Genomic DNA, 14,527 nt, shown 5'->3' with positions numbered 1-14,527 from the left:
GCTTAATGTGAAAACTTTTACCTCTTCCTGAACTGAGTGGCATTCCTTCAGATATCCAGTAAACATCCTTAACACAATTTTGCTACCGGTATATCTTTCCAGTTCGTTGTCCAGGCCTGACTTAGCATCTCCCGTTTCATCTTCCATTCAGGATCAATCCCTTTACCTGCAAAGCCAATGCTGTAGCGACCCGAACGATTCATGGTATCCAGCAGGTTCATCAGGGCCTCGCTGCCAGGACGCGGTACCTCATCATCAAACAGGTTCAGCTGCGCCACGCCGTTCGGGCGTAGTTCGCTGAGCATGATGCCGGCTTTCGCATAGCGATAACCCGGGCGCCAGATAGCGTCCAGGGACTTCACCGCCGCCTCAGTAATGTTTCGCGTGTCCTGCGTGCCTACGTGCAGCTTTACGAATGCCGTGTTGCTGTATCCGGCTTGGGTGGTGTCGAAGGGCGACGTACGGATAAAAACCGAGACGTGATGACAGAACTGGCGGTCCTCGCGCAGCTTTTCCGCCACACGCTCGGCATAGGCGCAAACCGACTGACGCATCGCATCGTATTCGGTGATGCGCTCGCCAAAGCTGCGGCTGACGACTATCTGCTGCTTTGGTGGGGGCGCATCTTCCATCGGGATGCAGGATTCGCCATTGAGTTCACGTACCGTGCGCTCAAGTTCCACGCCAAAGTTTTTACGAATAAGGGAAGGGGAAGTGCGCGCCAGATCGAGCGCCGTAGTCACGCCTAGCAACTGCAGGCGCTTTTCAAGCCGGGAGCCCACGCCCCAGAGTTCGCCCACGGGCTGGCGTGAAAGCAGCGCCTCCGTCCGTTTGGGGTTACCTGAGCAGAACTCAAATATAAACATGCCAGAGTCGTCAGAATGACTTTTTAAGCTCGATAGCAGCCCTGACTTCTTTTACCAGATCGGGGAACTTATCTTCTAAGTCAATGCGTTCCAGTCTTCTCAGGATCTTACCCTCTCCTCCAAACAGATGAGCTATTTCCCTTATATCTAGTGCCAGATAGTGTCCTGTTGCACTGGAGATAATGTGAGAACGCAGGCTTAGTAACAACATCAGAAACGTTTTATCACTGTTAATTTGTTGAGCAATCCAGGAAATAACTGTTTCGGGACCTGCAATATCCTTCCAAGCCCAGATAAAGCCACCTAGCTCACCCTCCCGCTCAAACAGAAATTCCAGTTCACTGTTGTTGAGGCGTTTGCAAAAGCGATGACGAACAGACCTCAGTTCATCATCTTTCAGTACACGCTCATGTTTCGGCTTTGCCCGATTACCAACCAGCCCATTATTCCATAGCAAATCGCGGATATAATGTGAAATCCAGACGCAGGCGTTTCCTTTCATCGTAAGTGAAAGCAGAGTTTCCATCGTCTTTGCCCGGTCGATATCCAGTATTCTTTTCAGAAGGCGATCAGCCACTCTGTTTACATCAAGGTCATACTGGGAAAACCAGCGATTTCTACGGCGATAGCGTCCATGTATTTCATCTCCCTCATCGAAAAAGAATCTCAGCAGACCAGAACATTCTGCGGCTGTACGCTCGTTTATCATCGGCCAGGTCAGCTGACTCATGATATGTTCGAACCAGGTACGTGAGGACACTCCATTGCTGTTAATCCTGGACAGGAGTTCCTGCGTCATCGCCGTATATTCTTCGGGATGACTACTTTTACGGAAGAGTTCATCAAAATACGTGGGTGGCAGAACGTTCTGAGGTGATGAAAATGCAAAGTAATAACGCCAGTATACTGTGCTACCCAGACGGCGATTTGCTGTCATCATTGCTTTCTCTTCATCGCCTGTTGGAGTGAACAACGTATGTACAGTAGTCTGGAACCCCGAAATTCCCGGCACCCAGTGTTTCAGGCTGTTTACAGATTTAGCTTCTGAAGATCGAAAACGAGACAGGTACTCAACCAAATTTTCAGTCAGGAGTTTTTGTTCTTCCTCACTTACACTGCCGTCACCGGATTCCACGATGGCCCGTTCTGTAAGATATTCTTCTGTCCAGTCATACAATCCGGGGTTGGTGGTGCGGATCAACTGCAGAAAGCACAAATCCGGCAAATAAACGTAATCACGTATTCCGCTGTATCTGAACCGCAAATTATTCAGAGCCAGCTGTACTTCACGGGGTGTTTTCAGTGCAGCACCGTAGATATTTGTCACCCTTTTCAGTTCATTGATAACTTCTTTGTCCGGAAGGCTGCCGTTAACCGTTTTATATAACCCGACAACGCCGGAAAGAAATTCACGCCGCAAATCGAAAGATTCTGGTCTCGGCAAGCTGAACGAAATCTGTACGATTTTCTGGAGATAAAGTTCACCATCTTCAACGCCAAGCCCCCTTTTTATAGCCTGCGACAACACGGCTTTGTCATAACACAGGATGTAACGGAAGCGCGGAAAATCGGCGACGGATTTAACCAGGCGTACAACCTCAACAGCCTGCGCGGGCTCCAGCCTGTCCAGATCATCGAGCAGTACAATAAAGCTCAAATCCAATCCAATAATTTTATCTGCGATTTGGTTGCGCAGCTCCGCTGCGGTTTTTCCCTTCTCTTTAAGCCACATAGTGTCAGCCAGAGCATCCAGTGCGCCGCTGGCATCTGGCATGCCCGGGATCATCGCCGCAACCTGAGCCAACGGAGACAAGTACCGTGCAGTCACTCTCGTGTAGTCCATGATTACTCTGGCGGTCCGGGTCAAAGCTTTATTACTTTTGAGGCTTTTCTGCTCATCAGGAGAAAGACGGCGCTCTTCCTCAGCGGCAATAATACTCGCCACCGGTATCAGCAGCGATTCCACCAGACTGGTCCCGGAGCCCTCAAGCCAGGGGGAAATATTCAGCACAAAGGTATTATTCTTTTTCTTTTTTTCCAGCTCCGCACGCAGCAAGTTCAGCAGACTGGTTTTACCCGAACCCCAGGCTCCCTCAATACCAATAACAGCGCTACCCTCGCGACCGATGTCCTGAACGGACTGTGCCAGCTGTGCAGCGACATAGCGGAAGCCATAGCGATCCTGCTCCTCGCAGGTAACGGACTGATCCAGCCTCATTGCGTTAATATCAGTCATTTTACAAATTCCCGTAAATACAACTCAGGCTTTCCAGCGTCTGATGCAGCTCCCCGCGTTCGCAGCGCGCCACAAAATCCCCGGCCAGCACTGCAAACCCCTCTTCTGACATAAACACCCGCAGCGCATACAGTCCCGGGATCACCTCGCCGACCGTGGTGGCACGGGGCGAGAACATCACGCCATGCCCCTGCCAGCCCTGCGAAATGACGCCCGGATGGTGGTGATACACTGTCAGCAGGCGCAGCAGCTCGGCGAACGGTTCCCAGCCAAACGGCATAACAAACTCGCTGCCGGTCACGGTCAGGAACAGGCGGGACGTCTCTCATTTTGCAACCTTCCCGCCTTTCGGCTCCGCCCGGGCGAGTGCCAGCAGCTCGGCCTGCAAGGTGCGGTTTTCTTCCCGGGCGCCCTTCAGCTCCGCCTTCGTTTCCGCCAGCTGCGCCGTCAGGTGTTCACCGGTTGCCGTCAGGCGGGCCACCTGCTCGCGCAGCGGCAGCGCCTCATTCCGCAGTTCCCGGACGTCCTGCAGCAGGCGGTCACGTTCGGCCACCACCTCGCGCAGCACCGCCAGCTCGCTCTCAAGCCGGGCCACTGCCGCCTGCGCCTCCTCCCGCTCCCGGTCGGCCTGCGCAATATCCGCATCAGCCTGCTCGCGCGCCGCCAGCGCCCCGGCGTCGGCCTGTTTTACGGCCGCCTGCCACAGCAGCCTGAGCTGGCCGGTCAGCAGCTGCGCCAGCTCAGGCGGCAGAGGCGTGGTCTGTTCAGCGGCCTGCTCACGCTGGCGGGCGCGGAACGCGCGCATCACCGGAGAGATATGCGACAGCGAACCGCCGCCAAGGTGCTGGCGGACCTGCTCGTTGGTCGGGTTCGGGTTGCCGGCGGCGATGAGGGCGGCGGCGGCGTCCTCGATACGGCGGACGGTTTCAGGGGGCAGTGTGTTCATGATGGGCACCGGGTTAATAAAGGGTCAGTGAGCGGATTGTACGCTGTGGGGAAAAAATAAACAATACACATAATATAAAATATACATACAATACATATAATACATACACTAATACCATACATACAAAACATACTCGTTTTCCCGGTCAGATCCGTTTTCTGTCATAGTCGGTGGCTGGCGCAGCAGCATGAAATTCAAAGAATTAAGATTCAGAATCCTTTCTCCGGAGCCGCGGCGGGATCCGAAAAACGGGTTAAAATGGCAGAAGTCAGAAGATGAGAATAATTCAGGCTGTTTTTTTGTTTTACTATTTAAATCAATAACATGATTATGGTTTTGCTCGTGTATTTCCAGTGAAGGGAAGTTTTCGGAAGTCAATGAAGTGAGCCATCACAGTATTTAACAGCTGCCCGATGAGGGCCGGCAGCTGTAAAGATAATGTCATACCGTTCTGTGGGGGGGGCCGTTTTCCATATAGCTTGCGGATATAACCAGTGCGCTGTTTAAATCGTCGTTTTACTTTTATGTCCGTAATTTCCATGATGCTCAGGCATACGCGTCCGGTTCAGTTGCATATTTCAGGAAAGTAACGCTCCTTTTCCTGCAAAAACTTTTACGTCAGAAAAATTTCCATTATTCTGGAATTATAGTTAACGGAGGCAGCATGGATATAAAAACCGCAGCCAGCGCCCTACGGGAACTGGGGCACCCGACGCGTCTTGGTGTTTACCGGGAGCTGGTCAGAGCGGGTCATGACGGCCTGCCGGTCGGCGTTCTGCAGAAGCGCCTTGGTATTCCGGCCTCCACGCTCAGCCATCATATTTCTGCGCTGATGTCCGCCGGACTGATAAGCCAGGAGCGGCAGAGTCGCACCCTGTTCTGCAGACCCTGCTATGCGCAGCTCGAGCAGCTGATGGCCTTTCTGACGGAAGAGTGCTGCGCCGGCGGCAGTGGCTGCCGCCTGTCTACCGAGATTTCCCATAAAGAGACTCCCGTGTGAATAACGTAAATGATGTCCTGAACAATATCGATCCGACTCTCCTCGATGCGCCGCTGACGGAAGAAAAACTGAAGGCCGGAGAGGTGGCGCACCCGCCCCGTATTCTGATGCTCTACGGCTCTCTGCGGGAACGCTCTTACAGCCGGCTCACAACCGAAGAGGCTGCGCGCCTGCTGACGGCCATGGGTGCGGAGGTAAGAATATTTAATCCGTCGGGCCTGCCGCTGCCCGACGACGCCCCGGAGACGCACCCGAAAGTCGAGGAGCTGCGCAAACTGGTGCTCTGGTCAGAAGGCATGGTCTGGTGTTCGCCGGAGCGTCACGGTGCCATGACCGGCATCATGAAGGCGCAGATTGACTGGATACCGCTGACATCAGGGGCGGTCCGCCCGTCGCAGGGGAAAACCCTGGCCGTCATGCAGGTCTGCGGCGGCTCGCAGTCGTTCAACGCCGTTAACCAGATGCGCATTCTGGGGCGCTGGATGCGTATGATCACCATCCCGAATCAGTCATCCGTGGCAAAAGCCTGGGCTGAATTTGAGGAAGATGGCCGCATGAAGCCTTCGCCATATTATGACCGCATCGTGGACGTTATGGAGGAGCTGCTGAAGTTCACCCTGCTGACGCGCGGGCGAAACGATTATCTGACCGACCGCTACAGCGAGAGAAAGGAGAGTGCCGCGCAGCTCTCGGAGCGGGTCAATCAGCGCAGCATATAAAAAAAGCCGGCAGATGCCGGCTTTTGTTTTTCACACCCGCTATACCTGCAGCCTCATGCAGGGTCAGTGGCTGACGCGGTTACCGTGTTCATCAATGACCATTTCTCCGTCCTCTTTGGTAAACGCTCCCTGCTGCGGGTCGGGCAGAATGTCCAGAACCGCTTCGGACGGGCGGCAGAGTTTCGTGCCGAGCGGGGTCACCACCACCGGGCGATTAATGAGGATGGGATGAGCCTGCATGGCGTCGAGCAGTTCATCATCGCTGAACCGGTCTTCTGCCAGTCCCAGCCGCTCATACGGTTCGGTGTTTTTGCGCAGCAGGGCACGTACGCTGATACCCATGTCCGCAATCAGTTTTACGAGTTCATTACGCGGCGGCGGTGTCTCAAGGTACAGAATTACCGTGGGTTCAGTGCCGCTGTTGCGGATAAGCGCCAGAGTGTTGCGGGACGTCCCGCAGGCGGGATTGTGATAAATGGTAATGTCGGTCATAAGCGGTTCTCCGTTAAGGCGCTGCGCAGACGCAGCCCCGGGGTCAAGGTTAAACAGACAGGCGCAGGGCCAGCGCGGCCAGCGTGACGAAAAGCACCGGCAGGGTCATCACGATGCCCACGCGGAAGTAGTAGCCCCAGCTCACGGTAATGTTTTTCTGCGCCAGTACGTGCAGCCACAGCAGGGTGGCGAGGCTGCCAATGGGGGTAATTTTCGGGCCGAGGTCGCAGCCGATGATGTTGGCGTAAATCATCGCTTCCTTCACCATGCCCTGAGCCGTGCTGCCATCAATGGACAGGGCACCGACCAGGACGGTAGGCATGTTGTTCATCACCGATGACAGAAAGGCCGTCAGGAAACCAGTGCCGAGTGCGGCAACCCAGACCCCGTGCTCCGCAAACCGGTTCAGGGCGGCTGAGAGGTGATCCGTCAGGCCGGCGTTGCGCAGGCCATATACCACGAGGTACATACCCAGCGAAAAGATGACGATTTGCCAGGGCGCGCCTCTCAGCACCTTACGGGTGTCAATTACCTGCCCTTTCCGGGCAACCAGCCAGAGAATAAATGCCGCCACCGCTGCCACCAGGCTGACCGGGACGCCAAACGGCTCCAGGGCAAAAAAACCGGCCAGCAGCAGAAACAGCACCAGCCAGGCGGCTCTGAACGTTCGCATGTCACGAATGGCTTCCCGTGGCGCCTTCAGCTTCGCCAGGTCATAGGTGACCGGGATGTCTTTACGGAAAAAGAGGTGAAGCATTATCAGCGTGGCCACCACGGAGGTGATACTGACCGGCACCATGACGGATGCATACTCGCTGAATCCCAGACTGAAGAAGTCCGCGGTGACGATATTCACCAGGTTCGACACGATAAGCGGCAGGCTGGAGGTGTCCGCGATAAAACCTGCCGCCATGACAAATGCCAGCGTGGCGCCGCGGCTGAAGCCCAGCGTCAGCAGCATGGCGATAACAATTGGGGTCAGGATAAGGGCCGCCCCGTCATTGGCGAAGAGTGCCGCCACCGCCGCGCCCAGCAGAACGATATACGTGAACAGCAGCCTGCCTTTACCTCCCCCCCAGCGGGAGACATGCAGCGCAGCCCACTCAAAAAAACCGGACTCATCGAGCAGCAGGCTGATGATAATGACCGCAATAAACGTGGCCGTGGCGTTCCAGACAATCTGCCAGACAGCCTGAATATCACCCGGGTGTACCACGCCGGTCACCAGCGCCAGCGCGGCCCCGATAAACGCACCCCAGCCAATACTGAGCCCCTTTGGTTGCCAGATAACCAGCACCAGCGTCAGGACGAATATCGCACCTGCCAGAAACATATCCTCTCCTTTGAAATACAATAACCGGTTAAAAACGATGTCATGCAACAGCCCTCATATTCGAAAAAACGAATATGTAAGCGCAAAATTTTCAGATGCAGACAGGTTTGCCGTTGGGGGTTGCGTTATCCCGTTCAGCCTGACGGGTCATCTGCAAAAGCGCATCCCGCTGACAGAGATAAGCCTGCTCAATAACGGCTGCCGCCCAGGCCGGCATATGTGGGGAAAGCCGATAATGGATCCACTTCCCCTCGCGCCGGTCATGCAGGATGCCCCTTTTTTTCAGCAGGGCAAGATGACGGGACGTTTTCGGCTGGGATTTCTGCAGGACAGCAGAGAGTTCACAGACGCAAAGTTCACCTTTTTCACGCAGCAGGAGGATCAGAGCCAGACGGGTTTCATCAGCAAGAGCCTGGAAAAGCATAAGGGGGGTAAGCGGTGGCATATTAACTCCTGTTCAGACAGGAGACAGTGTGACGGTAAAGAAAAAGTTTAGCAATTATATATATGGATAAATGCATATGAATCGGCCAAAGTAGAGGTGCGGCTCATGTAATACGACAGGATGACAGCACTGTCCGGGTTCGCTGCCCGGTTCGCCTCTAAAATCCGTGGCCGGTGCCATTTCTGTCAGCTGCTTAATCTAACCTCAGAGACGGAACAGTTAAGATGGCAAAAGTCAGCATAAGAAAGATGAACGATGAGGACTGGAATGCAGTCAGGGAGATTTATCAGGAGGGGATTGCTACCGGCAATGCCACCTTTCAGGTGGCTCCACCGGAATGGCAGGAATGGGACAGCAGTCATCTCAGGGAATGCCGTTATGTTGCCTGTCTTGAGAACAGTGTGGCGGGATGGGCTGCATTATCTCCCTATTCCCGCCGGAATGCATACCGCGGCGTTGCTGAGCTGAGCATTTATGTCGGTTCCGGCTATCAGGGTTCCGGAGTGGGCAAAGCACTGCTCTCGGAACTCGTCAGGGGATCAGAAAAGGCCGGATTCTGGACCCTGCTGGCCGGCATATTTCCGGAAAATCAGGCAAGCATTGCCCTGCATCTTGGCCAGGGGTTCAGGGAAGTGGGCTGCCGGGAAAAGATAGGGGAAATGCATGGCGTATGGCGTGATGTTCTGATTTTTGAACGAAGAAGCCGAGCGATCTGTTACTGAACATGCCCCCGCTGAACGGAGGCATCCAGGGTATCAACGTGATTCCACGGAGACGGTTTTGGGATCCTGCATGATGAACTGACTGCAGAAGACGGCGGCCAGACCGCCGCACAGCGGAGCGCACCAGTACAGCCACTGGTTATCCCAGTACCCCATGGCGAAGGCCGGGCCGAAACTTCGGGCGGGATTCATGCTGGCACCGGTCAGCGGGCCGCCTGAAGTGGTTTACTGAATTTGGCCACCTGAACAGAGGTGATATGCTCACCTCAGAACATTACAGGTGCCTCAATGAAAAAAAGAAATTTCAGCGCAGAGTTTAAACGCGAATCCGCTCAGTTGGTCCTTGATCAGAACTACACCGTTGCAGCTGCGGCCAGTGCTATGGATGTGGGTCCTTCTACCATGACGCGATGGGTAAAGCAGTTGCGGGATGAACGACAGGGCAAAATACCTAAAGCCTCCCCTATAACCCCAGAACAGATTGAAATACGTGAGCTGAAGAAAAAGCTACAACGCATTGAAATGGAAAACGATATATTAAAAAAGGCTACCGCGCTCTTGATGTCGGACTCCCTGAACAGTTCTCGATAATCGGGAAACTCAGGGCGCGTTATCCTGTGACCACTCTCTGCCACGTGTTCGGGGTTCACCGCAGTAGCTGCAAATACTGGAAAAACCGTCCTGAAAAACCAGACGGCAGACGGGCTGTATTACGCAGTCAGGTACTTGAGCTACATGGCATCAGCCACGGTTCGGCCGGAGCAAGAAGCATCGCCACAATGGCAACCCAGAGAGGCTACCAGATGGGGCGCTGGCTTGCTGGCAGGCTCATGAAAGAGCTGGGGCTGGTCAGTTGCCAGCAGCCGACTCACCGGTATAAGCGTGGCGGTCATGAGCACGTAGCTATCCCGAATCATCTTGAGCGACAGTTCGCTGTAACAGAGCCAAACCAGGTGTGGTGCGGTGATGTGACCTATATCTGGACAGGTAAGCGCTGGGCGTACCTCGCCGTTGTTCTCGACCTGTTCGCAAGAAAACCAGTGGGCTGGGCAATGTCGTTCTCACCGAACAGCAGACTCACCATTAAAGCGCTGGAAATGGCATGGGAAACGCGCGGCAAGCCCGCCGGAGTAATGTTCCACAGCGATCAGGGCAGTCATTATACAAGCAGGCAGTTCCGGCAGTTACTGTGGCGTTGCCAAATCAGGCAGAGTATGAGCCGACGTGGAAACTGTTGGGACAACAGCCCGATGGAACGCTTCTTCCGGAGTCTGAAAAACGAGTGGGTGCCAGTGACAGGTTATATAAACTTTAGCGAAGCTGCTCATGCGATCACGGACTATATCGTCGGGTATTACAGCTCGCTAAGGCCGCATGGCTATAACGGTGGGTTACCCCCAAACGAATCGGAAAACCGATACTGGAAAAACTCTAACTCGGTGGCCAGTTTTTGTTGACCACTTCATAACCCGCTTTTACTGCGAGCGGGGTATGCGCGGCAAGGCAGTAATCACAGCCGCTTTCTTCACTGACAGCGAGGTTAATGGCTTCACGTTCGCGCGCGGTAAGGCTGCTTTTTCCCAGAACCGCATTAAGCTGTAAATTCTGTTCAAGAAGATCGGGCGCATTGCTGCCGATGGTAAGATACGCGTTCGGAACCTTGCCCACTGCCTGTCTGATGCTTTTGAAAAGCGCCGCAGCTTTACCACTCGCCTCGCTTTCCGGGGCTGAATATAAACGATTCATTTTGGCCTCTTTCGCTCGCCTTAAATTTTTGAAGAGGAAGACTGATAACGAGTTGCGGGCACGTTGTGGGAAAAGTCTTCAATAATTGCCTGACGCGCCTGTTCCCAGTTTTGCAGACGGCTTTCATCATGCAGGGAAGGAATGGTAATCAGCTCACCAAGCTGGAAACCGGCAAGAGCCGCATCAACCATATCCTCTGCCTGCATAACAATACCCGGGTCAAGCTGGCTTAACGGCAGACCACCGTTTTCCCAGAATGGTGTTGCAGTAGCACTGGGCAGCACTGCCTGAACCTGAATGCCTTTATCAGCTAATTCGCGATGTAATGACTGGGTAAACGCCAGCACATAAGCTTTACTGCCGCCGTAAACGCCGTTTAAGATTTCAGGTGCTATTCCGACAATAGAGGCAATGTTGATAATTGCCCCTTTTCCGCGGTTTATAAAACCAGGAACGACGGCATAAGTTAGCCGGGTAAGGGCGGTTACGTTGAGATTGATCATCGTGGTCATCTGCTCAACATTACTGTCTATAAGAGAAGTGTGGGTGCCAACGCCTGCGTTATTGACCAGCAACGTTATGCTGGCGTCATTACGTAGTTTTTCTTCGAGGGCAGCCAGTTGCTGTGAATCGTTCAGATCCGCAGCCACGACTTCTACATTACACTCGGTGTCACCAGTAATGTGACTGGCCATCTGATTAAGCCGGTTATGATTGCGGGCAACAATCATCAGGTCATAACCCATTCTGGCCAGACGGGCTGCATAAATAGCGCCCATACCGGTTGACGCACCCGTTACAACGGCCGTTCCTTTTGAAGATTTGTTCATTTTACTCACCTCGATATGATGTGTTGGATGAGTTGAGATTACGGGAAGGAGCGGCAAAAAAACGGACGCAGAAGGGTACAATTTCAGACATTTTTTCTGCTGCATGAGGTATTAATATGTTCAGCAACCCGGCCTTGTCATTACGCTTAATATTCGGATATCAGGCCGAGACATCATGAATTCTGATTGTTCACTTATTGTCTTTGATGGATTATTGGTTATTCCTGACAGGGTGAAAGCATCCAGTTTGTTGAGGTGCTGCGAAACTGAGTCAGAATCACTTAATCTTGATTAAAAAGAAGGAAGTTGAATGCACCGGGTAGGGCTTATCATCGCCGAGCAGTTCCAGTCCCTTGCGTTATCGACACTAACGATTTTTGAGTTTGCCAATCTGGTGCTGGGCGAAAATTTTTACAGTTGCACGGTATATTCAGAGGCCGGCGGAGAGGTCAATTCCTCTTATGGACTCAGCATCATCACCAGGAAGCTCACTGACGAAGCGGCAGCTGATACGTGGCTTGTTGGTGGTGTGCTTATGCCAACGAAACTGCCTGCCACAGATGGCATAATAAATTTTTTACAAAACCAGACCAGCCACGCACGGCGTGTTGCAGGTATCTGTACCGGAGCTTTTGTGCTTGCACAGGCGGGATTGCTGAGTGAAAGACGTGCTACTACTCACTGGGCACATGCGCACAGCATGAAGGTTTTGCACCCGGCAATCAGGACTGAAGACGATTTGATATACATCATTGATGATCGAATCTGGACCTCAGCCGGCATGACGGCCGGGTTAGATATGGTGCTGGCCATGGTTGAAAAAGACCATGGGACAGAACTGGCCCGTAATATCGCGCATCGTATGGTGATGAATCAGCGCCGTTCGGGTGGCCAGCGCCAGCATTCTGAATTGCTTGCATTGTCGCCTAAAAGCGACCGCTTACAGATAGCGCTGGAATATGTGCGGCAAAATCTCAACAAGCCGTTGTCAGTTGAACATCTTGCTGATGCGGTACATGTAAGTACCCGTCAGCTTAATCGACTGTTTCTGAATGAGATGGGGAAATCTCCGGCCCGGGTAATTGAGCGGTTGCGGCTTGAAGGCGCGCGACTGATGATTGAACAGAGCCGACTTTCGCTGGACGTGATTGCAAGGGAGTCAGGTTTCAGGGATCGCCGCCATATGCGTGATGTTTTTATGCGAGGGTATGGTATTCCCCCTCAGTCATTACGTACAGGAAAGAACACGACTGTATCCTGACGCCCTTATCTTTAGCTGAAGCAATATCTGCACAACGTTATTCAAAAAAGCTACGAAGCCAGTGGAAGACTAAGCACTCTATATGCAAGGTAAAAATGACATTCTCATGAATGGGGTTCTACGCGCTTCTACCTCCCATATCTGTACCTATAAACATACTATGCGTCCGCTTCTGGCACAAAGCGGACATTAGCATTAAAAATTCAGTGACTTCTTCCTGCTCCCCAGTGCTGCTGGGTCGTCAACCCTACTGCGCTAACCAGCAAGTTCGGTAATCTTCGCCGGACCGCGTAAGCGCGTTCCGGGTCTGCCAGCTGGGCTCTGATAGTGAAGACACGAGATGCTTACGCGCCCGAGCAATAATCACTTCAGAACTAAAAGTGGGATCGTAAAGCAAGCATCGTGTTGATGCATTCAGTAGCCAAAATAGACATGGCTACTGAATCCTTTTATGACATGGAACATTCAATAAGCGGATAGTTGCCGGACACTAAAATTTTTTCGAGAACCAGCCGAGAATTTTTTTCCCCACGCTCTTTGCTACTTCTACTGCTACTTCAGCTACTACTTCTTTTACTGACTCCCAGGCATCACCAACCCATTCTTTGACGCTTTCCCATACGCCTGTTTCTGCCTCGATTTCCATTTTTTCGTTTTTTATATCTTCCTTTGCCTCGCGGAAAAGTGAATACTTTTTTTCGTTTGGAAGTATCTCGATTATCTTCTCCATTGTTTCAACAATATTGAATTTCCTCGTCACAGAAGCAGTTTGTATATATCGGGTAGATATATCAAAAGCATGACTGATTTCAGTAACTTTTTTATTGATGTTTGCTTCTTGTTCGGCCAGAGGTTTATTTTCTTGCATATCCCAGAAAGGGATTCCTGTTGCGTAGTCGAATATCGGAGCAACGTTATCAACTTGGTTTACAACAAATAAGACCGGGCACTTTTCTTTATTTGGCTCCAATATCTCTTTATACGCTTTTTCAGCTACAGCATATGCTCTGTCATCGGCTTTAATAACCCAGATAACTAAATCCAGAGTAGGAGATAACTCTTTGTAAAGCTCGAAATATTCTTTATCTCTGTCAATGGTTTCTCCAACCCCCGGCACATCAATTAAAACTATCCCCCCGCTGCCATTTTCATTTGACGATATTGTCATTTCCTGTGCTTCTCTGGTGCAGGCAGCTACGTCACTGACTTTTGCGAGATCTTTACCAAAAAGCGCGTTGCACAAGGAGGATTTCCCTACGCCAGTTACACCAAAAACACCCACGCGTGGTGTATATCCGCGGATTTCCCTGGCTTTCTTTTCAACCAGCTCTTTAATTTTTTTTCTGTTCGTTTCGCTTTTTAAATCATGGTTATGTTGCATAAATAGACTCCTTATTATCATTATAAAGTGTGTTCTGTACTTATCTGCCTTTATCGGCATGAAGAACATAAACTTGAGCAGAGCGTGATGGTTTGCTCCATGTTAATTTAATCAAGTCCGCTTCTGGCACAAAGCGGACACTGGTATCAATACCCTGATGGCCACCTCCGGCTCCCCGGCGTTGCCGGGTCGTCGAGCCCCACTGCGCTAACCGGCAGTGCCGGTAAGCTCCGCCGGACCGCATGGCGTTCCGGGCCAGCCAGCTTGGGTCTGATGGCAACGGCAGGGCTCAACCCCTGCAGCCGGCTGGCGCCGGCGCTTCTGCAGGCCGCCGCGTGGCGGCTACCTGTAAGGACCGGACCGGCGAAAAGCCGCCGTCCGGGGCTGTACCCTGTTCATCCCCCGCGTTCTGTTTCGTTTCCCGAATCCCTTCGCCGTGCAGAAACCTGGCACCCGGGCGTCTTCACGCAAGGGTCGCACAGCTAAACGGCGGCACCCGGTCCCTGCGGGCTGCGGCTTTGCCGTTTTCCCCTGCGTTCAGCCTGATGCC

13 protein-coding genes and 3 pseudogenes are annotated in these 14,527 nt (G+C 52.7%); 5 read left to right on the top strand and 11 right to left on the bottom strand.

The features are described from left to right. Positions 1–68: 68 nt before the first annotated feature. The 4 genes and pseudogenes from P3C52_RS14890 to P3C52_RS14875 form a co-directional block, all read right to left on the bottom strand. Positions 69–839, bottom strand: a pseudogene (locus tag P3C52_RS14890) (DUF4113 domain-containing protein); the annotation flags it as partial. Positions 840–876: 37 nt separating this feature from the next. Beyond that, complete coding sequence (locus tag P3C52_RS14885; RefSeq protein WP_275555754.1) at positions 877–3,102, bottom strand: P-loop NTPase fold protein; 2,226 nt, start codon at positions 3,100–3,102, stop codon at positions 877–879. Position 3,103: 1 nt separating this feature from the next. Then, the gene (locus tag P3C52_RS14880) at positions 3,104–3,382 is read right to left on the bottom strand and encodes a hypothetical protein (protein ID WP_275555753.1); all 279 of its coding nucleotides are present in this window, start codon (positions 3,380–3,382) and stop codon (positions 3,104–3,106) included. A gap of 45 nt (positions 3,383–3,427) precedes the next feature. Beyond that, complete coding sequence (locus tag P3C52_RS14875; protein WP_343252022.1) at positions 3,428–4,048, bottom strand: DNA-binding protein; 621 nt, start codon at positions 4,046–4,048, stop codon at positions 3,428–3,430. Between the two features lie 664 nt (positions 4,049–4,712). Between P3C52_RS14875 and P3C52_RS14870 the strand changes: the two genes are divergently transcribed. Together P3C52_RS14870 and arsH are read left to right on the top strand one after the other, a co-directional pair. Next, positions 4,713–5,048 carry a helix-turn-helix domain-containing protein gene (locus P3C52_RS14870; protein ID WP_275555752.1) on the top strand — a complete coding sequence of 112 codons (336 nt, stop codon included), beginning with the start codon at positions 4,713–4,715 and terminating at the stop codon, positions 5,046–5,048. Continuing rightward, positions 5,045–5,767, top strand: coding sequence for an arsenical resistance protein ArsH (gene arsH, locus P3C52_RS14865; RefSeq protein ID WP_275555751.1), 723 nt, complete (start codon positions 5,045–5,047; stop codon positions 5,765–5,767). Before P3C52_RS14870 ends, arsH begins: the two co-directional genes overlap by 4 nt. 63 nt (positions 5,768–5,830) lie before the next feature. Here arsH and arsC read toward each other — a convergent pair whose 3' ends face one another. From arsC to P3C52_RS14850, 3 genes are all read right to left on the bottom strand, one after another. Next, on the bottom strand, positions 5,831–6,259 hold the full coding sequence (arsC, locus tag P3C52_RS14860) for a glutaredoxin-dependent arsenate reductase (protein WP_275555750.1): 429 nt from the start codon (positions 6,257–6,259) through the stop codon (positions 5,831–5,833). A gap of 49 nt (positions 6,260–6,308) precedes the next feature. Continuing rightward, positions 6,309–7,592 carry an arsenic transporter gene (locus P3C52_RS14855; protein ID WP_275555749.1) on the bottom strand — a complete coding sequence of 428 codons (1,284 nt, stop codon included), beginning with the start codon at positions 7,590–7,592 and terminating at the stop codon, positions 6,309–6,311. A 91-nt stretch (positions 7,593–7,683) separates the two neighbouring features. Further along, positions 7,684–8,037, bottom strand: a complete 354-nt coding sequence (locus tag P3C52_RS14850) for a metalloregulator ArsR/SmtB family transcription factor (RefSeq protein WP_275555748.1) — start codon at positions 8,035–8,037, stop codon at positions 7,684–7,686. A gap of 224 nt (positions 8,038–8,261) precedes the next feature. Between P3C52_RS14850 and P3C52_RS14845 the strand changes: the two genes are divergently transcribed. Then, complete coding sequence (locus tag P3C52_RS14845; protein ID WP_275555747.1) at positions 8,262–8,759, top strand: GNAT family N-acetyltransferase; 498 nt, start codon at positions 8,262–8,264, stop codon at positions 8,757–8,759. A 33-nt stretch (positions 8,760–8,792) separates the two neighbouring features. On the opposite strand, the pseudogene P3C52_RS14840 reads toward P3C52_RS14845, so the two are convergent. Next, positions 8,793–8,975, bottom strand: a pseudogene (locus tag P3C52_RS14840) (aquaporin); the annotation flags it as partial. Positions 8,976–9,047: 72 nt separating this feature from the next. On the opposite strand from P3C52_RS14840, the gene P3C52_RS14835 reads away from it, so the two are divergent. Next, a protein-coding gene (locus P3C52_RS14835) for an IS3 family transposase (RefSeq protein ID WP_275555746.1) occupies positions 9,048–10,216 on the top strand; the annotation gives its coding sequence in 2 pieces (ribosomal slippage) (positions 9,048–9,297 and positions 9,297–10,216; 1,170 coding nt in all). A gap of 10 nt (positions 10,217–10,226) precedes the next feature. Here the strand turns inward: P3C52_RS14835 and P3C52_RS14830 are convergent. Next, positions 10,227–10,505: pseudogene (locus P3C52_RS14830) on the bottom strand (carboxymuconolactone decarboxylase family protein); the annotation flags it as partial. A 20-nt stretch (positions 10,506–10,525) separates the two neighbouring features. Next, the gene (locus P3C52_RS14825) at positions 10,526–11,335 is read right to left on the bottom strand and encodes an SDR family oxidoreductase (RefSeq protein WP_275555745.1); all 810 of its coding nucleotides are present in this window, start codon (positions 11,333–11,335) and stop codon (positions 10,526–10,528) included. Positions 11,336–11,645: 310 nt separating this feature from the next. Here P3C52_RS14825 and P3C52_RS14820 point away from each other — a divergent pair, with 310 nt between their 5' ends. Then, positions 11,646–12,596 carry a GlxA family transcriptional regulator gene (locus tag P3C52_RS14820; protein WP_275555744.1) on the top strand — a complete coding sequence of 317 codons (951 nt, stop codon included), beginning with the start codon at positions 11,646–11,648 and terminating at the stop codon, positions 12,594–12,596. Between the two features lie 490 nt (positions 12,597–13,086). Here P3C52_RS14820 and P3C52_RS14815 read toward each other — a convergent pair whose 3' ends face one another. Continuing rightward, positions 13,087–13,977, bottom strand: coding sequence for a YfjP family GTPase (locus P3C52_RS14815; RefSeq protein ID WP_275555743.1), 891 nt, complete (start codon positions 13,975–13,977; stop codon positions 13,087–13,089). Positions 13,978–14,527: the final 550 nt, after the last annotated feature.

It is taken from the genome of Mixta sp. Marseille-Q2659, assembly GCF_940807255.1.
Classification (GTDB): domain Bacteria; phylum Pseudomonadota; class Gammaproteobacteria; order Enterobacterales; family Enterobacteriaceae; genus Mixta.
The sequence above is the reverse complement of the archived record's forward strand: the minus strand, read 5'-3'. Positions and strand labels throughout refer to the sequence as shown.

What these genes read in the sequence shown, in the direction of transcription:
- P3C52_RS14820 (WP_275555744.1), top strand. Translation starts at nt 11,646, where the DNA reads ATGCACCGGGTAGGGCTTATCATCGCCGAGCAGTTCCAGTCCCTTGCG.
- P3C52_RS14885 (WP_275555754.1), bottom strand. Translation starts at nt 3,102, where the DNA reads ATGACTGATATTAACGCAATGAGGCTGGATCAGTCCGTTACCTGCGAG.
- P3C52_RS14850 (WP_275555748.1), bottom strand. Translation starts at nt 8,037, where the DNA reads ATGCCACCGCTTACCCCCCTTATGCTTTTCCAGGCTCTTGCTGATGAA.
- P3C52_RS14845 (WP_275555747.1), top strand. Translation starts at nt 8,262, where the DNA reads ATGGCAAAAGTCAGCATAAGAAAGATGAACGATGAGGACTGGAATGCA.
- arsC (WP_275555750.1), bottom strand. Translation starts at nt 6,259, where the DNA reads ATGACCGACATTACCATTTATCACAATCCCGCCTGCGGGACGTCCCGC.
- P3C52_RS14875 (WP_343252022.1), bottom strand. Translation starts at nt 4,048, where the DNA reads ATGAACACACTGCCCCCTGAAACCGTCCGCCGTATCGAGGACGCCGCC.
- P3C52_RS14855 (WP_275555749.1), bottom strand. Translation starts at nt 7,592, where the DNA reads ATGTTTCTGGCAGGTGCGATATTCGTCCTGACGCTGGTGCTGGTTATC.
- P3C52_RS14825 (WP_275555745.1), bottom strand. Translation starts at nt 11,335, where the DNA reads ATGAACAAATCTTCAAAAGGAACGGCCGTTGTAACGGGTGCGTCAACC.
- P3C52_RS14880 (WP_275555753.1), bottom strand. Translation starts at nt 3,382, where the DNA reads ATGCCGTTTGGCTGGGAACCGTTCGCCGAGCTGCTGCGCCTGCTGACA.
- P3C52_RS14815 (WP_275555743.1), bottom strand. Translation starts at nt 13,977, where the DNA reads ATGCAACATAACCATGATTTAAAAAGCGAAACGAACAGAAAAAAAATT.
- P3C52_RS14870 (WP_275555752.1), top strand. Translation starts at nt 4,713, where the DNA reads ATGGATATAAAAACCGCAGCCAGCGCCCTACGGGAACTGGGGCACCCG.